Annotated in this window: 15 protein-coding genes and 1 pseudogene; 6 read left to right on the top strand and 10 right to left on the bottom strand. The window is 47.7% G+C overall.

Translation table 11 applies throughout. The features are described 5' to 3' along the window. Nucleotides 1–44: 44 nt before the first annotated feature. Both sohB and L2712_RS17530 read right to left on the bottom strand, forming a co-directional pair. The gene (gene sohB, locus L2712_RS17535; RefSeq protein ID WP_248978548.1) at nt 45–1070 is read right to left on the bottom strand and encodes a protease SohB; all 1026 of its coding nucleotides are present in this window, start codon (nt 1068–1070) and stop codon (nt 45–47) included. A gap of 125 nt (nt 1071–1195) precedes the next feature. Continuing rightward, nucleotides 1196–3676, bottom strand: a complete 2481-nt coding sequence (locus L2712_RS17530) for a VolA/Pla-1 family phospholipase (RefSeq protein ID WP_248978547.1) — start codon at nt 3674–3676, stop codon at nt 1196–1198. Between the two features lie 260 nt (nt 3677–3936). On the opposite strand from L2712_RS17530, the gene L2712_RS17525 reads away from it, so the two are divergent. Continuing rightward, the gene (locus L2712_RS17525; protein ID WP_033540225.1) at nt 3937–4674 is read left to right on the top strand and encodes a YciK family oxidoreductase; all 738 of its coding nucleotides are present in this window, start codon (nt 3937–3939) and stop codon (nt 4672–4674) included. 122 nt (nt 4675–4796) lie between these two features. On the opposite strand, the gene fabB is transcribed toward L2712_RS17525, so the two are convergent. Further along, complete coding sequence (fabB, locus tag L2712_RS17520; protein WP_033540226.1) at nt 4797–6008, bottom strand: beta-ketoacyl-ACP synthase I; 1212 nt, start codon at nt 6006–6008, stop codon at nt 4797–4799. 133 nt (nt 6009–6141) lie between these two features. On the opposite strand from fabB, the gene mnmC1 reads away from it, so the two are divergent. Next, the gene (gene mnmC1 / locus L2712_RS17515; protein WP_248978546.1) at nt 6142–8148 is read left to right on the top strand and encodes an FAD-dependent 5-carboxymethylaminomethyl-2-thiouridine(34) oxidoreductase MnmC1; all 2007 of its coding nucleotides are present in this window, start codon (nt 6142–6144) and stop codon (nt 8146–8148) included. Nucleotides 8149–8314: 166 nt separating this feature from the next. Here the strand turns inward: mnmC1 and L2712_RS17510 are convergent, their stop codons facing one another. From L2712_RS17510 to prmB, 6 genes are all read right to left on the bottom strand, one after another. Then, nucleotides 8315–8839, bottom strand: coding sequence for an RNA methyltransferase (locus tag L2712_RS17510; protein ID WP_248978545.1), 525 nt, complete (start codon nt 8837–8839; stop codon nt 8315–8317). Between the two features lie 2 nt (nt 8840–8841). Beyond that, on the bottom strand, nt 8842–9123 hold the full coding sequence (locus tag L2712_RS17505) for a YfcL family protein (RefSeq protein ID WP_248978544.1): 282 nt from the start codon (nt 9121–9123) through the stop codon (nt 8842–8844). 35 nt (nt 9124–9158) lie between these two features. Then, nucleotides 9159–10292, bottom strand: a complete 1134-nt coding sequence (locus tag L2712_RS17500) for an ATP-NAD kinase family protein (protein ID WP_248978543.1) — start codon at nt 10290–10292, stop codon at nt 9159–9161. Nucleotides 10293–10312: 20 nt separating this feature from the next. Further along, entirely contained in the window at nt 10313–11479 is a 1167-nt protein-coding gene (locus tag L2712_RS17495; RefSeq protein WP_248978542.1) for an MFS transporter, read from the bottom strand. Nucleotides 11480–11619: 140 nt separating this feature from the next. After that, on the bottom strand, nt 11620–12714 hold the full coding sequence (aroC, locus tag L2712_RS17490) for a chorismate synthase (RefSeq protein WP_033540232.1): 1095 nt from the start codon (nt 12712–12714) through the stop codon (nt 11620–11622). A 271-nt stretch (nt 12715–12985) separates the two neighbouring features. Then, complete coding sequence (prmB, locus tag L2712_RS17485) at nt 12986–13930, bottom strand: 50S ribosomal protein L3 N(5)-glutamine methyltransferase (RefSeq protein WP_033540233.1); 945 nt, start codon at nt 13928–13930, stop codon at nt 12986–12988. 79 nt (nt 13931–14009) lie between these two features. On the opposite strand from prmB, the gene smrB reads away from it, so the two are divergent. Further along, nucleotides 14010–14537, top strand: coding sequence for an endonuclease SmrB (smrB, locus tag L2712_RS17480; protein WP_248978541.1), 528 nt, complete (start codon nt 14010–14012; stop codon nt 14535–14537). 70 nt (nt 14538–14607) lie between these two features. Here the strand turns inward: smrB and sixA are convergent, their stop codons facing one another. Further along, nucleotides 14608–15078, bottom strand: coding sequence for a phosphohistidine phosphatase SixA (gene sixA, locus L2712_RS17475; protein ID WP_033540235.1), 471 nt, complete (start codon nt 15076–15078; stop codon nt 14608–14610). A 210-nt stretch (nt 15079–15288) separates the two neighbouring features. On the opposite strand from sixA, the gene L2712_RS17470 reads away from it, so the two are divergent. From L2712_RS17470 to L2712_RS17460, 3 genes and pseudogenes are all read left to right on the top strand, one after another. Further along, on the top strand, nt 15289–18078 hold the full coding sequence (locus tag L2712_RS17470; RefSeq protein ID WP_248978540.1) for an insulinase family protein: 2790 nt from the start codon (nt 15289–15291) through the stop codon (nt 18076–18078). Between the two features lie 317 nt (nt 18079–18395). Beyond that, a complete protein-coding gene (locus L2712_RS17465; protein WP_248978539.1) occupies nt 18396–22655 on the top strand; it encodes an EAL domain-containing protein in 4260 nt (1419 codons plus the stop codon). Between the two features lie 156 nt (nt 22656–22811). Further along, a pseudogene (locus L2712_RS17460) lies at nt 22812–23120 on the top strand (hypothetical protein); the annotation flags it as partial.

The raw sequence follows: 23120 nt of genomic DNA, 5'->3' as shown, positions 1-23120 counted from the left end.
AAACCCGCCAAGAACGGGTTTTTATCTGGTGAAAATGCGTTCTCTTAGCTCAGAGGTTGATTCTTTTCCGCCAAGCGATCAAACACCGCATTGACCGCCAAAGAGGCGCTATGAGCTATCTTGTCGGCGATCTTTTTCTTTATCTGATAACGTACCTTAATCACAGTTTTTTCTTGAGCCAGCTTCATCACCACATCGTCACTGGTAGAGAGCGCATCAATTAGGCCTAAATCCAGCGCCTGTTGACCATACCAATGTTCGCCGGTTGCCACCTTGGCAATATCCAATTCGGGACGATACTTGCTAATAAAGGCCTTAAACAGTACATGGGTCTCTTCAAGTTCCTGCTGAAACTTCTCACGTCCCTCATCTGTGTTTTCACCAAACACGGTCAGAGTGCGTTTAAAGTCACCGGCCGTATGCTGCTCATAATCGATATCATGTTTTTTAAGCAGACGATTGAAGTTTGGGATCTGCGCGACCACACCAATTGAGCCAACAATCGCAAAAGGTGCTGCGTAAATTTCGTTCGCAACACAGGCCATCATATAGCCACCGCTGGCCGCCACTTTATCAACACAGATAGTCAGTGGAATTTCTGCGTTACGTAGCCTGTCAAGCTGACTTGCTGCCAAGCCATAGCCATGGACCATACCACCGCCGCTTTCGACGTTCACCACGACTTCATCACCTTTCTCGGCCACCGCCAGCACGGCGCTAATCTCTTCACGCAATGAGGCAACTTCACCGGCATCGATACTGCCTTTGAAATCCAGCACAAAGACCCGTGGCGAGCTGGGTGCATCGCTCTTCTCGGCTTTTTCTTTAGCTTTCTCTTCCGCCTTAAGGGCTTTTTCGTAAGCCTTGAACTGCTTCTTACTCAGCAACTCCTCTTTCAAGTCGTGCTTTAGCGACTTAAGCTCATCGGTCACATTAGTCAGCTTAAGCTCACCCTTATCGGCCTTCTGCTTCACTGCCGACGCCAACACCAGAACAACAACCGCGACTATCGCTATCACTATGGTGACGGCTTTCGCTAGAAAGAGTCCATACTCATACAAAAATTCCAAAATTAAGCTCCGTGATAAGGCCTTAAAAAATTTGGTCGCTATTCTAACAGTACTGAGTGCAATAACAAATCCAGCCATAAAAAAACCCAGCAATAGCTGGGTTTTTCACTTATTGAATAATACGCTTAGTTTGCGCCGCAAGGTTGAATGACTGAATCATTCTGAACCAAAACAGTGGCGTCACCCTTACCAGCCGTCAACGCAAAGGCGGCGACCTGCTGCTGCATCTCAACCGTCGCAGCCGCGGCGCTACCATCGGTCACACCAGCCACTTCGCTTGGGCTTATCAGCGAGCTATGATGACCTTTGCTAAAGCGCACGGCACCAGCCCCCACTGTTGTGGTATCGATACACTCAAGGCCTAAGTTTGCGATAAGCGGTTCGGTACCCGATACCGGGAACTTTTCAACATAGTTTGGCAAGACTTGATCAGGTAAGTTATTACCGTCACCCACCACTTCAATTAAATGAACCGGTAAGCCTGTCGCTTTTAACCCCGCTGCATGGTTAATTGGATCTGCACCATCAACTGCCGTCTGCACTGCGAAGGCAAATGTTGGCAAGAACTGAGCATACACAGCCTCTACCAGCGCCATATATTCCGGTGTACCTGGCTCATAACCCGCAACATTAGCTTCATCAACCAACGCCTTGAAGGTATCGCTGGCGGAAACATTCGCAAATAAAAGTGGGCCAAAGGTTTCCGAACCAATGAAAGTCCCCGCGAAGCCGCCCGTCGGGGCAACCAGAGATACGGCATTTAACTTATGCACATAGCTTAAATCGGCGCCATTGGCAGGATGCGTCAAACCTGAGTTTGCATAGGCTGCAAAGTCAGTTCCTACGATAGCACCCAAGCTAAGTCCTTGAGCGCTGATCTTGGTAATATCGAACATCTGTGGCATCTGGGCTGCTGCAAGACCACCGGCAAGACCGGTCAATGCAGCACGCAGGCCTAAATGATCCACCGTCGCCTGTCTGAAGTTATCACGCACAGACAAGGTGCTTTCAAGGTTTATAAAGACTAACGGATTACCATTCTTAAAGGCTTCAGGGTTACCCACAAAGGCGCCAAATGCAGGATCAGTTGCCGACACCTCGTAGACACCATCACCGTTGGCATCGAAAGAGCGAGCCCCGTGCAGTGGCATATCGATAGCAATCGTCGCAACCCCCATGGCCGCATAGCTACCGGCATAGGCTAGCGACATCTCTTTACCACCACCTAGACCATGCATGGCCATAGTCGTCGGCCAGCCGGCTGTTGGCGGCGTAAAGGGAAGCCCTTGAGAGGCATAAAACTGGGCTAAACGCTCAGCATTTGGCATAGAGATCAAGACAGGCACAGTCTCACTGCCCGTTGGCGCAGGAATTGGATTGAACTTAGTCAGATGCTTGGCCTTGTCCGCTGGCGTACCATCGTCAAGTAACCAACTCTTACCCGCTAACAATGCTGGATTAGCCAGAGCCGCAGAAGGGTCAATACCGTGAGCGACCGCTTGGGCACCGAAATTTTGTTGACTCAAGGCACCAGATTGCAGAGCTAACAGCACGGCTACCGGGCTATCGCCCAGCGCATGCCAGTTACCATTGATACCGCTACACGTGGACGAACTGCAGCTGCCATAGGTCGGCAGTGTCAGCTGGGCAACATAGACATCGGCCAGGCTAGAAACCACATACGCCACGCCGTCCGTAGGCGTTAAGCCTGCGGCTTGGGCAACGGTGATCCCCAGCGGATGGGGCTGAGGCACTGTCATTGACGGTGCAAATGGCGTCCCCTCTTGCAGCATCAGCAGTTTGGTTGTCTCATAGACATCGCTGATAGCCTGCGTCGTAAACAGGCCTGAATAGCTGATGGTTGAGCTATCGACGCCGTGAGCCGCAGCCATGCCCTTTTCATAGCTATTGACTAAGCCTTGCAGCATCAGCTGCTCTGGAGTTTCCAGTGGCTTAGTCTCAATATCCATTTTTAATAGACCATAGGTGGTCGAAGGCGCAATAGGACGCCCGGCCGAGTCTTGGATAAGATCTGTGGTGGCATACACGTAAGACTGTCCAGCCTTAAGCGGCTTAAGTGGCACTATGGCAATAGTATTACCCGAGGCCGTTGCCACAAAGTCGACACCAAATTGTAGCTCGTCACCAATCTTACACGCAGAAACAGACATTGCAGCCTGACATTCGGGATCCGTTGACAGAGGGCCGCCGACAGTGGCTTCGAACATGCGCACAGCACCAGGTTGCGCGACAGATGCAGCGGCAAGAGTCAGCTGAGTTCCATCATGGTCCATCGCAGGTGCGACAGAAATAGAGATCGGAGAGGTGGTCGACCAACCATCCAGCGCGCCTAGGGCCATCTGAGGGTCGGTATAGTCACTGCTACCATCGGCTTTTTCACCCGGCATGGTCAGTGTTCCGTCGGTCGTACCGCTAAAAAGTAGATCGTTGGGTAATGGTACCTTGCTGTTCGCGGGATCGAATACCATATGCGACAGAGGGATCAGTGGCTCGGTCTTATCTTTGAGCTGATCAACACTGTCTTCGCTACAACCAGCCATTCCCAATGCGGATGCAATTGCGACACCCAAAAAGAGTCTTTTCATCTTTTTTCCCCAAATCTTGTTGTAATAATTTTGTTTTCCCCAAAAATTGGTCACAATAGTCTTCCTTGAGTGACCAATGAGACTTTTTCAGTCCCTAACGCTAGCCAAGTTAACGTAAAATTATTGAGTTAGCTACAATTTTGTCACACACAAACAACAGATTAGTGCTAGTTAATTAATCATTTGTTTAAAACATACGTTTCAGGCTCGAATAAATCATAGAAATGGCGGGGAATTCCGCTTACAGGAAAAATCGACTCATGTTGGAATATCAGGCAGCAAAAGATTTACTAAAAGATAAAACGATTCTGGTCACGGGTGCTGGAGATGGTATTGGCCGCGCCGCTGCACTGGCCTATGCAGAACATGGTGCCACAGTGATCTTACTGGGCAAAACAGTCAAGAAGCTCGAAGCCGTCTATGACGAGATAGAACAGGCGGGCTACCCTACCCCGGCTATCGTACCGTTAGATCTCAAAGGTGCTACTGAGCAAAATTACCAAGATATGGCTGAGACGATCGAACAGCAGTTTGGTCACCTGGACGGTCTATTACATAACGCCAGTTTACTGGGCGTCCTTGGCCCCTTCGAACATATCTCAATGGATTCGGTAAACGAGGTGCTTCAGGTCAATCTGGTTGCCGAGATCATGATGACCAAAGCCCTGTTACCCGTTCTGAAAAAGGCCCCTTCGGCATCAATCATCTTTACCTCTAGCAGTGTCGGCCGTCAGGGCCGTGCCTTCTGGGGTGAGTATGCCATCTCTAAATTTGCCACCGAAGGCATGATGCAGTGTATTGCCCATGAATATGAGGGCAGCAACCTGCGCGCCAATACCATCAATCCTGGTGCCACCCGCACTAAGATGCGCGCCAATGCCTACCCAGCCGAAAATCCACAAGATTTAAAGACCCCAGAAGAGATAATGGCCACCTATCTCTACCTTATGGGTGATGATGCTACAAGCGTCACAGGCCAGCAGTTCAACGCCCAGTAAGGTTAGAGTCGCTAACCTTGATGACATAGAGATCTTGGCGTTAGCGAACTAAAAAGCCAGGCACAAAAAAGGGAAGCATCAGCTTCCCTTTTTTAATAATCGCTTTAATAGCCTCTAAGCAATTACTTGTATTTGCGCATAACCAAAGTAGCGTTTGTGCCACCAAAACCGAAGCTGTTGCTCATGATAGTGTTGAGCTCGGCATCACGATATTCAGTGACGATTGGCATACCTGCGGCCTTCTCATCGAGATTATCGATATTGATACTTGGCGCGATGAAGCTATTCTCCATCATGATCAGGCTGTAGATAGCCTCATGCACACCCGCCGCACCTAACGCGTGGCCAGTCAGAGACTTGGTTGACGCAATAGCTGGCAGATTGTCACCAAAGGTTTCGGCCAAGGCTTCTAGCTCACGCATATCGCCAACAGGTGTAGAAGTACCGTGAGTGTTGATGTAATCGATTGGCGTATCAACATCGGCAAGCGCCATCTTCATACAACGCACCGCACCTTCGCCCGATGGTGCAACCATGTCATAGCCGTCTGAAGACGCGCCATAACCAATGACTTCGGCATAGATCTTAGCGCCGCGAGCAAGTGCATGCTCAAGCTCTTCGACAACCACGATACCGCCACCACCAGAGATAACGAAACCATCACGGTCCGCATCATAGGTACGAGAAGCCTTCTCAGGACAATCGTTGTATTTAGTCGACAGGGCGCCCATGGCATCGAAGCCCATAGTCAGGGTCCAATCCACCTCTTCCGCACCACCGGCGAAGACCATGTCTTGCTTACCCATTTGAATCAACTCAACCGCGTGGCCAATACAGTGGGCACTGGTAGCACAAGCAGAGCTGATAGAATAGTTCATGCCCTTAATTTTGAATGGCGTCGCCAAACAGGCACTGGCTGTGCTCGACATGATACGAGGCACAATATAAGGACCAACGCGCTTAACGCCTTTTTCACGCAGGGTATCGGCAGCTTGCACCTGGTTCTGCGATGAGGCGCCACCAGTACCGGCAATGATACCTACACGGTGATTTGAATACTGTTCTTCAGTGAGTCCTGCGTCAGCTATCGCTTGCTCCATGGCAATGTAAGCATATGCAGCAGCATCACCCATAAAGCGCAGTGCTTTACGGTCGATATGTTCTTTAGGGTCTAACTTAATGTCGCCCCAAACATGGCTACGAAGCTTCATTTCTTCAAACTGATCTGAGTGGGTAATACCACTGCGACCCGCTTTAAGTGACTCGGTGACTTCTTGCTTGTTATTACCGATACTTGACACTATGCCAAGGCCGGTGATCACGACTCTTTTCATTATTAACTATCCATTCCGTACGTTTAGTACCAATTTTGCTGCGCCAATAGTATCGCTTTTACTGCATTTAAGTGGTCAGCTTTCCATAAAGGTAGGTAAAATAATGCCTAATATCCCGTTGAGAGTAAATTCATTGACTACCGAACACCCGGATAACGCGCAAATTATTGACGACAAGCATACATTGAACTCATTTTTAAGCCATTTATCGACAATTACACTGGATGCCCCGCAGCAAGTGATCGGTGTTGTCACCACTAAAGGTGGCCAATGGCTGTCCACTTTACTGTCGCTCTTGTATTTTAAGGTAACGTCTCAGAATAAGCGCTACCAACTGCAGCTATATACCAAAGCTGATGCTCAAACATTAGCTCAGATAGCAGCAAATTCACAACTGTCCGGCGCGACAAACCAACAGCTTAAGGATATCGCCTCTGCCCACATATCAGGGTGTCACCGTCTCACGCTTGCTGACGGTAAACTGATTATCGATCTTCATCTGGGCGCCGCACTTGAGCAGCTCAAGGCGCAGGTCAGCGCCAAAGATCCCGATAAAGCAGTGCATGCCTGGTTGTTGGATACCGATGAGGCGATATGCCAAGCCCCTGAGCCGCTTATCTGGCAACTCGCACGCTTGAGCTGCCCATCAGCCCCGCTTTTTACCTTCAGTGAGACGAGGGAAAAAGAGTCCGCCTCAGAAATTGGACCACTGTCACAGGCGGCTAACAAGGCTGGATTTCAGCTCTGTGAACTCAATTTAGCAACCAAAGATGACCAGTGTGTGACGATTAAATCTGTCCCCAGCAACCCAGCGCTGGATATTGCTCAGCAGGAACGCCGTGCACTACGTCGTCAGCTAAACGACAGCCTTCACTATAATCCGCTTTATGCCGGGGGCGAAGGCGAAACGGCGATTATCGGGGGCGGTGTTGCCGGAGCCAGTCTTGCCCTGTCGCTCGCGGAACGCGGCAAAAGCCTGACTTTCTTTTGTATGGACGAGGCGCCGGGACAACAGGCCTCAGGTAACAAACAAGGGGCCATCTATCCACTGCTCACGCCGGAGCATGGCAGCCTGAGCCACTATTTTTTACAAGGCTACCTCTTTAGCCGTCAGCGTATCTTGCAGCTGATCGAGGCGGGGTATGATATCCCCCATGATTTTTGCGGCGTCTTGCAAACCGGCCATGATCAACGTAGCCAGCAAAGGCTTGAAAAAATCATCAGGGCCCAGCCTTGGGCCGAGTCAATCGCACAAGCTGTCGATGCCGAAAAAGCCAAATCACTCGCCGGGATAGCGATCAACCATCAGGGGATCTACTATCCCTTAGGCGGCTGGGTATCCCCTCAGGCCCTGACCCGCGCCGCCTTGGCCCAGGCGGAAAAACTCGGTAAACAAACCTGTCATTATCAATGCAAGGTGACCGACATACGATATGACCAGGGGCATTGGTATCTAAGTACTGAGCATGCAGGAAAGCAGGCCGAATATGGTCCCTTTGCTAACTTAGTGCTGGCTAATGGCCGCCACCTGACCGACTTTTCCCAAACGACCCAGCTACCAATTAGCGGTTTTCGCGGCCAGGTCAGCCACATCCCATCCAGAGGAGAACTGACAGCCCTCAAGACGGTACTCTGCTCTCATGGCTACCTCACTCCGGCCCATGACAAACTGCACTGCACAGGGGCGAGCTATGTCAAAGATCCCGATAATCTGGCCTACAGCCCAACGGAGCAGCTGGAGAATCTGGATAAGATCCGCACTAGCTATAGGGCTAACTGGACTCAAGATGTTGATATCTCAGGCCATAGCGCCCGCATTGGTGTACGCATGGTCACCCGAGATCACGCTCCCATGATGGGCTGCGCGCCAGACTTTGACGCGATAGCCAGCGCTTATCGGCAGCATCAGCACACCAAAGAAAGCATCAAATATTGGCGCAGTAATCCCGCGCCCGTATATCAAGGCCTGTTTGTGCTCGGAGGACTGGGCTCTCGCGGCTTAACTTCTGGTCCACTGGCAGCAGAAATTTTAGCGGCTCAGCTATGTGGCGAACTGCTACCCGCCAATATCGATATTCTTACCATGCTCAACCCCAACCGTATGTGGATGAGAAAATTACTGAAAGGTAAGGCGCTTTAGGGGGGTCTGCTCCGACTCGAATTGAAGGTAGTACTATAGCTAACTTGTCAAAACGCCGACTCATTGGGTCGGCGTTTCTTCTTGGCAAACCGTCTATAAGCAAGCTGTGAACTGCGGTAGATAACTCTTACCTAGGCTAATTCACCTTTGCGCTTCTGCTTTACTATTAAGCTTTGACTTTAACCCGATTATTAGTATCCCGGCTGCTACGGATCAACTCATCACCCGTGACATGCTCGGCCTTCGCCAATCTGTCATAGAGCAGCACATTGACCGATGAGGCCAAATTCATACAGCCAACCGTAGGCACATAGACCACGCTATCGGCTCGATCGATAAGCGCTTGATCTAACGTGCCGTCTTCGGGACCAAACAGGTAGATGGCCTTAGCGGGATGCTGAAATGTCGGTAGCGGCGTGGCCCCCTCAACCAGGTCAACACAGATCACCTGAGTGTCGTCATCGAGCCCCTCAAGCAAAGATTCAACCCCCATAAGAGGAATATGCTGGCTCACCCGCTTGGTGTCGGTATTGTACTGCTCGCCTCTGTGGTGCGCCGCTAAAGCGTAACGTTTACCCGTATAGCGTACCTCATCGGCACGATAACAGCCGGCGGCGCGCATCACTCCACCCACGTTGGTCGGGCTCTTGGGATTTTGCAGCCCAATGATCACCTGGCTCATGTCAGCCATCTTTAGGCGTTTAGGCCTTGAGAAATCTGCTCACGCAGCTCAGTCCAGGCATTCACCACTAAGGCGTGATCGGCAGGTTCAAGCTCTGACTTGGCGGTCTCAAGACAAACCTGCATTTTAGTTTCCAGTGCCTGAAGGTCTTGCACAGACTCCTGCTCAAGCTCAGATAAGACTACGGCAACATGGCCTTGTAGATAACCGCTGGCAAAGAGTTGATCATCATCGCCGCCTGCCACCTTGGTCGCGATCCACTCATCTAATGCTTGCTCATACTGCTCTAACATTACTTCTCCAATCGAAATCTGCTTGTATCGGTTAATCAAGTAGCACTCACCAGATCTGGGTTGGCCACCTGATACATCACATAATCGTGGTAGCCGGTCACGACTTTATAATAACCACATAATTCACTGTCTAACTCTGGGTCGCCACTATCCACAATTAAGGGGCGCCCTTCAAGTGCTTTTAGCTTAGTTTTTGTCGCCAGAATGATAATATTTTCTCTGCCGACCTGACGGATCAAGGCTGGCGACAATTGTTGATTGCCACGCCCGAGAATATGACCCTGACCGCCAATCAATGTGATCACCAGCTTGCATGGACGATTCGCCGTCAGTTCAACTAGCGCCTGAGCACTTAAATCGCTGGCAATCAGCTCGCCATTCTCAACCAGATCCACCCCTAGCAAGGTGTTGTCTAACCCGAGTTCTTCCATCACGGCGGCGACAGTACTGCCAGAGCCCATGATGACAAGCCCCTCTTCTATCTGCTCAACGGCCTCGGCAGCAATATCGGCCAACACCAACTCGTCGACCTCTTTGCCACCCATCTTAACCGCCTGAATGTAACGTGGCTCGGCAGGAACCTGCATCTCGCCAAATCGGCGCGCCTTAACGACGCCTTGACGAAAGGCGGCCTCATCAATATCCATGACATCGGCTGTCATCAAACTTACCAATGCGCCATCAAGTAACTGTTTGACCACCATGCCCGATGCATGGGGGGTGATCCCATAAACGCCAGAATGAATTTTCACCCCAGCAGGCACGCCAAGCACAGGTTGGGTATCAATTATCACCTCAAACAGATCCCGCGCCGTGCCATCGCCACCAGCAAACAGCAAGAGATCGACTCCCGCAGCCTGCAGTGCTTTAGCCGCAGCTTGAGTATCGCCCGCTGCCGTTGTCTCCCCCACCTGATAAACCACCTGATGAGCAAATCCCATCTGACTGACAAGATCGGCGCCCATGGCGCCAGAGGCCGTCACGACAGTAATCTTATCTTGGTAGGGTAAGATCACCTTCAGTGCCTGTGCCATTCTCAGGTGTGCCTTGGGCTCGGCGCCGCGAGCCAGCGCCTCCTGGGCAACACCATCACTCCCCTTTAGCGCCACACTGCCTCCCAAGCCCGCTAGAGGGTTAATGATCACACCGAGGCGAAATGTCTGTTTCATGGCTATATCCTTGTTATTTCTTATTGTTTTTGGCTACTACTAGCTTGTGCTGGGATGAGAAATACGGCGAGCATCGCCAGCACCGCGCACACCGCAGCCACTAACCAGCTCAACCAAGCCTGTGAACCATCTCCCCAGATGAAGCCACAAAACCAGGTGCCCAGCGCACCGCCGACACCGAAACTCAAGCTGGCGTATAACGCCTGCCCCTTGCTACGGTGCCTGACATCAAATCTTTGATGCACAAATTGAATCGACGCCGCGTGCACCAGGCCAAAAGTAAAAGCATGAAGCAACTGGCTAACGCCGAGCCACACCATGCTACTGGCACAAAAGGCCATCAGCAACCAGCGAACGGCGGTTAGACCGATAGAGACCACCAGCAAAGCACTGACCCCGTAACGGCCAAGCAGTCTTGGGGCAAACATAAACATCACAATTTCGGCCAGTACCCCAAGGGCGACGTAGATCCCTGCGATCGATTCGCTATAACCGACCTGTTTCAAATAGAGCACGAAGAAACCATAAAATGGCCCAGCGCTCATCTGTAACAGTAAGGCTGACACCAGAAACCAGAAGATCCCGGCATCAAATTTCAGCGGCGGCGCAGTTAGCGTTTTATCGACCCGCACTCGAGTACTGGGCAAAGACAGTGAGCAACCAAGTAGGCCCAGAAACAAGCCTAATCCCACAAAGGGCAAAATCTCGGTACCAAAATGGCTAATGGCAAAGCCCACGCTCACCACAAAAACCAGATAACCCAGGCTACCAAAACTGCGGATTTTGCCATAGCCACCGGTATTTTCACCTAAGGTTTCTAAGGTGATCACCTCAAGCTGCGCCAATATGGCATTCCAGAAAAAGGTGTAGATGCTGAGGCTGATGGCCAGATAGAGAAAGCCCCCCTGATAGAAGAAGCTTAAAAAGGTCACCGCGGAGCAAGCCGCGCCCATCTTCACCAGTTGACCGCGCATTCCCGTCTTGTCGGCGACCACGGCCCATATATTAGGCGCTATGATGCGCGTTGCCATTAAAATCGCCAGCAAAAAACCTATCTGCTGCGGCTCAAAGCCCCTATGCTCGAAAAAGACACCGAGATAAGGCACCAAGACACCAAGAATAGCGAAAAAGAAAAAGTAACACGCGCTGATCCAATGAAGTTGTTGCTGTGATTCTGCCTGCGACATGGTGTAAGGCTATTCCTAGAGTGTTTCTCCCCACAGACCTTCTGGGGTTGATGTTGCTACTACGCGAGCTCACCGGTCGGTAAGTCTCGAACAAAAGAAGGCACATTAATGTGCCTTCTGACTTTCACTATTACTGTGGGCTACTTCATGCCCAATATAGGTGTAATGCTATGCACATCTTGGTTCTGCGCCCTGTGTCTTAACAGGTGATCCATTAGGACTATGGCCAACATCGCCTCGGCAATCGGCACGGCGCGAATCCCCACACAGGGGTCGTGGCGTCCCTTGGTGACTACCTCGGCAGGTTCACCCTGCACTGTCATACTCTCACCTGGCACGCTGATGCTAGAAGTCGGCTTCATGGCGATATGCGCCACTATCGGCTGCCCAGAGGAGATGCCGCCAAGGATGCCGCCAGCATGATTAGAGGCAAAGCCTTCAGGCGACATCAGATCCCTATGCTCAGAACCTTTTTGATTCACCACGGCAAAACCATCGCCAATCTCTACGCCTTTTACTGCATTGATCCCCATCAGAGCATGAGCGATATCGGCATCGAGACGATCAAATACCGGCTCCCCCAATCCCACTGGGACATTGGTCGCCACCACAGACACCTTGGCACCAATCGAGTCACCGCTCTTTTTCAGCTCACGCATATACTCATCAAGCTGCTCTAGCTTGCTGGCATCGGGGAAGAAAAAGGCATTTTGTTCGATCTGTTCAAAATCTAGAGTCTCGGCACAAATAGGACCGAGCTGAGACAGATAGCCTCTGATCTCGATACCGTGTACCTGCTTAAGGTACTTCTTTGCCACCGCACCGGCAGCCACTCGCATGGCGGTTTCCCGCGCCGATGAGCGTCCACCACCACGATAATCTCTTAGGCCATACTTTTGCTGGTAGGTGTAATCGGCATGTCCCGGACGGAACTGATCTTTAATGTTGGAGTAATCCTGGCTGCGTTGATCGGTATTCTCAATAACTAAACCAATAGAGGTGCCAGTGGTTTGCCCTTCAAACACGCCAGAGAGGATTTTAACCTGATCCGGCTCGCGTCTGGCTGTGGTATAGCGCGAGGTGCCTGGACGGCGTCTGTCGAGATCGTGCTGCATATCGGCTTCATCGATCGCCAGACCCGGAGGGCAGCCATCAATAATACAACCTAAGGCTTTACCATGGCTCTCGCCAAAAGTCGTTACCACAAAATTTTGACCGATACTGTTACCCGACATGTGCTTACTTCACCTCTACTTGATTAGTTGACTCCAGCATAGCCTAAACTTGCCACTGGCTATATTCTTATACCAATCGTAGTAAATAGCTGATCATTCTAGCTTGTTAAAACGTCCGATTACGGCGTTACTATTTTTGATTGTAGAATAACTACTTATCGAAAAATCCTGCCTTGTTCTGGAACGTTATTCCTGCGCTATTTCTGTTCTCTTACTTACCGTGATTGGTATTAAATCGGCTTAGTCATATGCGACTAAGCCCTTCCCACTATTATTCACTATCTTTGTAGATGGCGAAAAGTGATTCATTTTCAACAAGCTGATCTCGTGTGAGCACAAACACACCGTCACCGCCATGTTCGAAATTCACCCAGGTGAAGGGCACCTCAGGGAACTGCTCGATGAGATGCACCATAGAGTTGCCCACCTCAACGACCAACAAGCCCTCTTGGGTCAGGTAGTCGGCGGCATTAGCAAGAATGCGCTTAGTGAGATCCAGACCATCACGTCCAGAGGCTAACCCCAACTCAGGCTCATGATGATATTCATCAGGCATATCACCAATATCTTCGGCGTCCACATAAGGAGGGTTGGAGACAATCAGATCATACTGAGGAGCTCTAGGGATAGCGGCAAACATATCAGACTCGATAGGGAATACCCTGTCCATCACACCGAGAGATTCGATGTTAATCTGCGCCACTTCCAGCGCATCGCTGCTGATGTCGATAGCATCAACTTCTGCTTCTTCAAACTCATAGGCGCAGGCGATAGCGATACAGGCACTGCCGGTGCAGAGATCTAAGATACGATTCACCGGCTTATTATAGAGCCAAGGGCTAAAGCGGTTGGCAATCATCTCGGCAATGGGTGAACGCGGCACCAGCACTCTGTCATCGACATAAAATTCCAAACCGGCGAAAAAAGCACGATTTGTCAGATATGGCACTGGTAAACGCTCGCGTACACGGCGAATGATGAGCTCAACAATCTTATGCTTTTCGCTGCTGGTCAGATTACTGTGGATCACCTGCTGGCCAATCTCCTCTGGCAGGTGCAAAGCATGGAACACTAGGGCTATCGCCTCATCCCACGCATTATCGGTACCGTGACCATAATAGATATTAGCATCGTTAAAACGGCTAACCGCCCAACGCAACATATCGCCGATTGTACGTAATTCCGTCACGGCTTCATCAACAAAAATCTTATCCAAAACTTGCTCCCGCTAGATAGTTCCGACTCATTGTAACTGAACTCTATTCATATGGCATCGGATTCAATAAAATAGCCCCATGAATAGAGAAAAAGATGATGAGTTGGCGCTTTTTTCGGCGCTAACTCAAGGAATAAAACCGCTTAAACAAGATAAGCGGCATTTTGCGGCGCCGCAAAAACCCAAGCGAGAGCTGGAGATCGCCACCACTCGGCTGCATGCCGACAGCTACTTCTCCGATACCTATCAGCCCCTGCTCCCCTTAGAAGGCGCGATGCGCTGGTCAAGAGAAGATGTCGACAGCCATGAGCTTAAGCGGCTCAGACGCGGTGACTATCAGCCCGATCTGCTACTGGATCTGCACGGCATGCGTCAAACTGAAGCCAAGCTAGAGCTTGCGGCCTTGATTCAAGCCTGCGTCAAACAGCACAGCCAATGTTGCTGCGTGATGCATGGTCATGGCACCGGGATATTAAAACAGAACATTCCTATGTGGCTGGCGCAACACCCTCAAGTTAAAGCCTTCCATAAGGCGCCAAAAGAATGGGGTGGCGATGCCGCCTTGTTGGTCTTGGTCGAGGTCGGCGAGTTTCCCTCTTGGGAGTAATTAACCCTCTTTCATTAGGACAACAAAAAGGACGCCGAGGCGTCCTTTTTGTATTTATATAGCTATCTGGCTAGCTCACCGTATGGGGGGTATGCTGCCAGCTTAGCGAACCTCGCTCGCCATGTCTGTCGATTAAGGTCACCCCAGAGGTCGCAAACAAAGGCGGCTCAATGCCCGGCACCAACTCGCTAACCATATAGCCCAACAGCGGCATGTGGGCAATCACTAACACATTGTCAGCCTTGTATTGTTCGGCATAAGCCAAGGTCAGATCGGCTGCCATGGTCGGCTCGGCCGAAGGCGTTAATTCATCCAGCACCAACCACTTTCGAGGCTCGGGGAAGTGCTTACTCACTTCCTGCCATGTTTGCTGCGCACGCAGATAGGGACTCACCAGCACGAGATCGAACTCGGTTACATCACGGACCAGCCAGTTACTCATCAATTCGGTTTGATAGCGGCCGATCTCAGTGAGCACACGTTCTCTATCTGAGTGTGCGTGATAACCCGCCTCGCCATGTCGCATCAAATATAGCTTCATACTACTCTCGCTATGATTATTCTTGTTCTACTATGAATTGTAGCGTTAAAGTGCTGCGCAACAAACCTTAAGTCTGTTATTAATTAGTCGAATAACGGATAAGATATTTGCCAAAGTCATTTTTGAAGCCCAATATGTAGGCTACTGCTTTAACGACCTAAACCCCGATGAATATCATACATTTGTCCAGCAAAAGGATGGAGTCAGCCATTGCCCACTTCGACGCCAATCACTAAGAGCCCCAACGATCATCGCCAGTACCAATATGTGCAACTAGCTAACGGGCTGCGGGTACTTTTAGTGGAAGACTTACAGGCACAACAAGCCGCCGCATCGATGGCGGTCAACGTCGGTCATTTCGATGATCCGGCTTCACGTCCTGGCATGGCGCACTTTCTTGAGCATATGTTGTTTTTAGGCACAGAAAAATACCCTAACTCAGGTGAGTATCACGCCTTTATTAATCAACATGGCGGCAGCAACAATGCCTGGACGGGTACTGAGCAAACCAACTTTTTCTTCTCTATCGATGCCGAGGTGTTTGAAGAGTCACTGGATCGTTTTAGCCAATTTTTTATCGCCCCCTGCTTTGACCTAGAGCTGGTCGACAGAGAGCGCCATGCCATTGAATCTGAATTTAGCCTCAAGCTGAAAGACGATATTCGCCGGACCTATCAAGTTCAAAAGGAGACAGTTAATCCGGCTCATCCTTTCTCAAAGTTTTCAGTTGGCAATCTCAAAACCTTGGCGGGCAGTGAAGCGACATTACGCCAGGAATTACTGGATTTCTATCAATCCCATTACAGCGCTAACCTGATGACCCTCTGTCTGGTAGCGCCGCTATCACTTGATGAATTGAACCAACTGGCCGACACCTATTTTGCACCGATAAAGAATCGTCACTTGATTAAGCAGTATCCTGACGTGGCAATTTATGAGCCGGCGCAGCTACAGCAGCAGATCAATATTGTTCCGCTCAAAGAGCAAAGACGCGTAGCCATTACCTTTCCCCTACCCGCCATCGACCGCTTTTATCAGCGAAAGCCACTGACCTTTATCAGCCACTTATTAGGCTATGAGGGTAAAGGAAGTTTGCTGAGTCACCTGAAAGAACAGGGACTGGCCATCAATCTCTCGGCCGGCGGCGGCGTCAACGGCTACAACTTTAAAGACTATAACATCAGCATTCAGCTCACCGAAAAAGGGCTGCAACAGCTCGATGATGTGATACAGGCAAGCTTTGAATATCTGAAATTAATTAAAACCCAAGGCATGGAGGCATGGCGCTATCAGGAAAGAGCCAATTTACTTAAGCTCGCCTTTAAATATCAGGAGCAGATAAAACCTCTTGATCTGGCCAGTCACCTCAGCATCAATATGCATCACTATCAGGTGGCCGATCTAATCTACGGCGACTACCGCATGGATGGATTAGATGTGAGCCAGGTGAAAGAGCTGCTGGATTTAATGAGTCCTGACAACCTACGTATACAGCTCATCTCGCCAGATCTGGACACAGAGAAACAGGCGGCCTGGTATCACTCCCCCTATCAGATGAAGCCGATAGCCAGCGAAAGGTTAGTATCCTGGCGTGACCCAGAGATCAGAGACGCCCTCAAGTTACCTGAGGCGAATCCCTTCATTATCGAAGACTCGATTGCCAGAGAAGACAAGAGCGATCACCCCGTACCAGTTATCGTCTGTCAGGAAGCGGGTTACCGCATCTGGCACAGAAAAGATGATGAGTTTAATGTGCCTAAGGGGCATATGTATCTGTCGTTAGACTCCCACCAAGCTGCTGCCACGCCAAAGCATGCCGCCCTAACCCGGCTGTATGTTGAAATGCTGCTCGACTACCTTACCGAGTTTACCTATCCCGCCGAGGTCGCAGGGCTGAGTTACAACATCTACCCTCACCAAGGGGGCATCACACTGCATCTTACCGGCTTAACGGGCAAACAGGAGGCTCTGCTATCTCTACTCATCAACAAGGCCAGAGAGCGTAACTTTACCCAAGAAAGATTTAAGCAGATCAAGAAACAGATCTTACGCAACTGGATTAACCAAAGCCGTGCCAAACCCATCTCGCAGCTCTTTACCAGCTTGACGGTTACCCTGCAAAAACGCAGTTATGAACCGCAGCGTATGGCCGAAGAGCTTGAAGATATCACCTTAGATGATCTGCATAATCATGTGCGCGCATTTTACGAGAAGATTCATCTCGAAGGACTCGTCTACGGTGACTGGCTTACCGAAGAGGCCCAGGCACTGGGTAAACGACTGGATCATGTACTCTCGTTAGTATCGACCCCTAGCGGCGAATCAGAACGTGAGTTGATCAAACTCGAGAATGTCGGCACCTTGATGCGCGAAGTGAGTGTTAACCATCAAGACAGCAGTATCATAGTGTATTACCAATCTTCACAGACAACGCCATTAAAAATGGCTCTGTTTAGTCTATTAAATCACACCATGTCGTCGACCTTCTTCCATGAGCTGAGAACCAAACGCCAATTAGGCTACATGGTGGGCACAGGTTATCTGCCACTAAATCGTTATCCGGGCATGATCTTCTATATACAATCGCCTACCGCAGGCCCTCTTAAGTTACTCGAGGCGATAGATGAGTTCATTGCCGACTTTAACTACGCCGTGATGCAAATAACCAACGATCAGTGGGAGCTCACTAAACAGGGCCTTATCAATCAGATAATGGAGCATGACTCCAATCTAAAGACCCGAGGTCAAAGGTACTGGTCGAGCATAGGTAATAAAGATTATGAATTTAATCAAAGAGAATTGGTTGCTGAGCAGATTGCTGAGCTGACCCGCTCCGATCTGATCAAATTTATGATGCAGAAGATGCGAACCAAACATGGTGACCGCTTGATCCTGTTTACAACAGGCGAGCAACACAGGAATCAAGAGCAGTTAACATCTGACAATATGATCACCGATCTAAGAAGCTTTAAGCAACGCGCGGCAAAGTTTAACTACTAACTCTCTTCTGAGGCCCGAGGAAGGGCCTTTTACCTGACATTGACAGAAATAACTTATCAACGAGATACCGAGCAAACCACTAACCTAGACCAATTTACAAACAACTAAGATGGCAAGCAACCAAGTGCACAGCACAAAACACTAAGTGACAATGAAAATGAGAGTAATTTACAACCAAGAAAATTCAGTGTTCTTTTGACAAATCCCCCTGTTTCTGAATAAAGTAGGTTAAATAACTGTTGCCTATGCATTAATGGCTAATAATCAGACTAATAATTATGCCTACATTCTTATCTCGATTTCTACTTTCACTGCTAATGGCCCTGACCGTTTCCGGCTATGTTTTTTCTAGTGAACCACCAAGCAACATCCCCGTCTTAAAGGTCGATCATTACAATGTACCCGAAGGGCTTTCTCAAAGCACTGTAACTTCTATCGTTGAAGATGAGCAAGGTTATATCTGGATAGGGACCTTAAATGGACTTAACCGCTTTGATGGCACTCATTTCAAGCACTATTTCTCAAACAATAACCCTTCATCTCTTCCTAGTTCATTTATTAGAACTTTGTTCATAGACAGCAACAACCGGTTATTAATTGGAACCGAAAAAGGTATTGCGGTTTATAACAAAGAGTTAGATAACTTCTCAAAATTTACAGATATCATTGAATTATCCGAAAGTTCTATTAGAACAATAACGGAAAGTGATGAGTCTATTTATTTTGGAACAAAAAACATAGTAATTGAAGCGTCAAAATCTCTATCAGAGTTAAAAAATAAATTCATCACAGGAAGTTCTGACATAAAGAAGACCATATATTCGCCGCAATCAAAAAGTGTTTACATTAGAAGTTACAACGGGGAAATATATGAATTAAAAAATAATAAAATCACTTTTGTGTATAGTGCATCAACAGACATAGCAATTATAAATAATGATATCACCATACTTCATGAGGGTATTTTAAAATATATACAATCCGGGGAGACGATTGATATACAAGAGAAAGGGAGTGTTATTTTCGATTTTAACAAATCCTTATACTTACTTAACAAAAGCACATTGTCTAAAATCGCTAAAAAAACAGAAGTAAAAGTTGGAAAGTTCAAAAGCCAAAACACAAAAGATGAAAATTTAACACCAGACGTCTACACTATTAAAGATGGGATTATCATCACAACCCAGAACAATGGCTTCACTTATTTAAGTAAAAACAAAAATAAGCTAAAAACATACTTCCCTGAAAACAACGTCTGGTCCATTAATAATAATAACGACCAAATACTAGTTACTTCTGATTCTGAAATCATAATTGAATACAACAATCTTTTCGAAAAGCAAAAAACATACAATATAGGTATAAAAGGGCCTAAGTCAGCTATTTATAAAAACAATAGCTTATTTATCGCAACTCAAGAAGGTCTTTTTTCTCTAAATGATGGTAGTAAGCAACCTATAAGGATCAGCAAAGAAAGCTTTTTCATGATTAGGGACTTACCAGGGTCAGATTTGATTTTAGCAGGAACAACAAGCGGCAAATTAATTGAGCTCAATGTTAAAAACAGAAGTATTTCTGAATCATCAATAGATAAAGACAATCCAATCTTTGATATTAATATAGACCATGAAATTGTCTGGATAGCTACTCAGGGGGGATTGTTTAAGGTAACAAATGAAAACAAAAACATTGAGCATGTTTTTAATGATGACCTAGTTATCAGTATATTCAGTGACGGTAGCAATGTTTATTTTGGCACCAGAACAACACTATACTCTCTCAACCGTAAAAAAAATACGTACGAAAAATTATTCCACAATAACAAACCAATCTATGCTATTGATGGTCACCAAGATTATTTGGTTTTCTCTTCAAACGCAGAAGTAATTGTGTTTAACAAAAAAAACAGAGAATCATTCGTAGTATCTTCTTCTTACGGAAGCCAAGACGAATATAACACTCAAGCAATATCAAAAGTAAAAAATACATTTTATATTGGCGGCATATCAGGTATTACAGAATTCAACATAGATGATATCATTGAACTTTACAAAACAACTCAACCACCCTCTGTACTTTTAAGTGAACTTCTAATATTCAACATCCCAGAAAAAATTGATGGACGAATATTATCAAAAAGCTTACCGTATACAGAAAATTTAAAACTAAAGTATTCAGACTACCCATTTACTTTAAGATTTATCACCCCTGGTAAGTTTAACACCGATTTACAATACTCATATCAAATGGAAGGACTCTCTGATGTGTGGGTAAATTCTAAAGGTATAAACTCTGCAACCTATACAAATTTATCACCGGGAAAATATATTTTTAAAGTTCATGCAATTGACCCTCTTACCGAAGAATATGGACCAACAACAAGTATTGCAATAGAGATAACACCTCCTTGGTGGCTGTCAATTCAAGCTAAGCTTGTCTATCTACTGATTACACTACTGATCACAGGCGCCATTGTTAAAGCAGCGCTGAGAAGACGAGAGGTACAGCGACAAATCGCTAAGTCTGAAGAGCGGTTAAAGCTATCATTGTGGGGTAGTGGCGATGAAATGTGGGACTGGGATATCGAAACAGGTCAAATTTATCGCTCTAATATCTGGGGCTCTCTCGAATTTCCGCGAGATGGTCAACGCTCGGGTGAAGCAGGTGAAGAGAGTAACATCCATCCCATGGACCAAGAGCGAGTCAATACCGCGCTCAACAAACATTTCTATGGCGAAACCGATCATTTTGAAGCCGCCTATCGCGTCAAAGGCAAAGATGACCAATGGATCTGGATATTGGATAGGGCAAAAATCGTTGAGCGTGATGAAAATGATAAAGCCCTGCGTATGACAGGCACCATCAAAAACATCAGTAATTTCAAACAGGCAGAAGAGCAACTAAGGCTGTTTGAGCGCGCCATCGAAAATATTTCCGAAGGCATGTTCATCTTAGACAATAAATTTAAGTTTGTTGAGGTCAACGAAGCCTGTTGTGATCTCTGTGAAAAAAGCCGCAATGACTTTATCGGCGAACTCTTTCAGTTTGACCTATATCCCGAGAGCTACTCAGAACAGATTCGACATATTCTGCAACAGCAAGGTAGCTGGAGTAACGAGGTTGAATCCTCCAGGGGTGATGGAAGCAGCTTCCTAATGGAACTAACGGTCGACGCTATCTACGACGAACAGGGAGTACTCTCTCATTATGTAGGCGTGTTCTCCGATATCTCTCGTCGTAAACAGCAAGAAGAAGAGCTAAGAAAGCTCACCAACAATGACCTGCTGACCAGTTTACCTAACCGCTCAAGCTTAATGGTGACCTTAGGGAACTTAGTTAAAAAAGATACCCACCACACCCTAATGGTCTTGGACTTAGATAACTTCAAGAAGATTAACGACTCCTTAGGCCATCAGGTCGGTGATGAACTCCTAATTAAAGTAGCAAGGCGCATCGAGTCAACAGTCCCCTACCACACCAGCATCTATCGTCTGGGCGGCGATGAGTTTGCCATACTCGTCGACAATAACCCAGATATTGGTTCCAGCGCTGTCATCGCCAATCATGTGGTTGACGCCTTTTCCAGCCCATTTGAACTGACAAAAGATAGAGTCGTCGTCGGTGTGAGTATAGGTATCGTTCTCTACCCAGAAGACGATCAGAATGAACAGGCCTTGCTGCGTAAAGCTGACATCGCCATGTATCATGCAAAATCGGCTGGTGGCAATCGCTACCAGTTCTATTCAGAATCTCTGAACCGCAATGCAATACGTCAACTTGAAGTAGAGAACCTGATCCGTGAAGGTTTAAGAGACGATCTCTTCGAAGTCTACTACCAACCTAAGATTGACCTTAGAAGTAGCAAGATGGCTGGTATGGAAGCTCTCGTCAGATTAAATCACCCCAAGCATGGCCTGATCTCCCCTGGCGAATTTATTCCTCTGGCAGAGGAAAACGGGCTTATCGTCGAAATCGGCGAAGTAGTATTACGTAAAGCCTGCTTTGCTGCGCAAAATTGGCGCCGTCAAAAGTTGTTCAACGGCCGGGTTGCCGTCAATTTATCATCACAACAATTCGCACTTCCGGACCTACAACAGCGAATAGAGTCAATTTTACGTCTAACTCAGCTCCCTGCAGCCAACCTTGAGCTGGAAATTACCGAAGGAACCGTCATAAAACAGCCAGAAAAGGCGATAAAAGTTATGATGCAACTCTCTAAAATGGGCGTCAGCCTGGCGTTAGACGATTTCGGCACCGGATATTCATCACTGTCATATTTAAAGCGCTTCCCTATCGACACCCTTAAAATTGATAAGGCCTTTGTTGACGACATAGATAAATCTGACAGAGATCTGAAAATGGTCGACTCTATCATTACCATAGCCCACAACATGGGACTCTCTGTTGTCGGTGAAGGGGTCGAAGAAGCATCTCAACTTAACATACTCAAAGCTTTAAAGTGTGAGGAAATTCAGGGCTTTATATATAGCAAGGCTGTCGATGAAACCTGCTTTACTGAGCTGCTAAAGCAAGAAGTTTTTAGCTATAGCCCGGTATCCAGCCACAAAAAAGCCTAATGTTTAAAATGCAAAAATTTAGCCAATCACGGATGAAATTTAACTAAAAAAGGAGAACATTTAAAAATTGGCATAACATCTGCAACATATCTCTCAGAAACCAACAGTGAACAAATATTTGGCACTGAACTTCAACAACCCTGAGAGATTAAGACAATGATTAACGGACTAGTTACTGCCATTACTTTAGCTTTAAGTTTAACAAACGCACCATTCGATCAATTAAATGGGTATGAGGCTGCGGGTATTCCTAACGTGAAGCTAAAGCCTATTGAAGTTGCTGGTATCCCTAACGTAAAACTGAAGCCTCTAGAAGTTGCTGGTATCCCTAACGTAAAACTGAAGCCTCTAGAGGTTGCTGGTATCCCTAACGTAAAACTAAAACCTCTAGAAGTTGCTGGTATCCCTAACGTAAAACTAAAACCTCTAGAAGTTGCTGGTATCCCTAACGTAAAACTAAAGCCT

Source organism: Shewanella marisflavi (genome assembly GCF_023283925.1).
Classification (GTDB): Bacteria; Pseudomonadota; Gammaproteobacteria; order Enterobacterales; family Shewanellaceae; genus Shewanella; species Shewanella marisflavi.
This window is presented reverse-complemented; position numbering and strand designations above follow the sequence as displayed.

What these genes read in the sequence shown, in the direction of transcription:
- L2712_RS17530 (WP_248978547.1), bottom strand. Translation starts at nt 3,676, where the DNA reads ATGAAAAGACTCTTTTTGGGTGTCGCAATTGCATCCGCATTGGGAATG.
- L2712_RS17525 (WP_033540225.1), top strand. Translation starts at nt 3,937, where the DNA reads ATGTTGGAATATCAGGCAGCAAAAGATTTACTAAAAGATAAAACGATT.
- L2712_RS17500 (WP_248978543.1), bottom strand. Translation starts at nt 10,292, where the DNA reads ATGAAACAGACATTTCGCCTCGGTGTGATCATTAACCCTCTAGCGGGC.
- L2712_RS17510 (WP_248978545.1), bottom strand. Translation starts at nt 8,839, where the DNA reads ATGGCTGACATGAGCCAGGTGATCATTGGGCTGCAAAATCCCAAGAGC.
- aroC (WP_033540232.1), bottom strand. Translation starts at nt 12,714, where the DNA reads ATGTCGGGTAACAGTATCGGTCAAAATTTTGTGGTAACGACTTTTGGC.
- L2712_RS17495 (WP_248978542.1), bottom strand. Translation starts at nt 11,479, where the DNA reads ATGTCGCAGGCAGAATCACAGCAACAACTTCATTGGATCAGCGCGTGT.
- fabB (WP_033540226.1), bottom strand. Translation starts at nt 6,008, where the DNA reads ATGAAAAGAGTCGTGATCACCGGCCTTGGCATAGTGTCAAGTATCGGT.
- sixA (WP_033540235.1), bottom strand. Translation starts at nt 15,078, where the DNA reads ATGAAGCTATATTTGATGCGACATGGCGAGGCGGGTTATCACGCACAC.
- L2712_RS17505 (WP_248978544.1), bottom strand. Translation starts at nt 9,123, where the DNA reads ATGTTAGAGCAGTATGAGCAAGCATTAGATGAGTGGATCGCGACCAAG.
- L2712_RS17465 (WP_248978539.1), top strand. Translation starts at nt 18,396, where the DNA reads ATGGCCCTGACCGTTTCCGGCTATGTTTTTTCTAGTGAACCACCAAGC.
- smrB (WP_248978541.1), top strand. Translation starts at nt 14,010, where the DNA reads ATGAATAGAGAAAAAGATGATGAGTTGGCGCTTTTTTCGGCGCTAACT.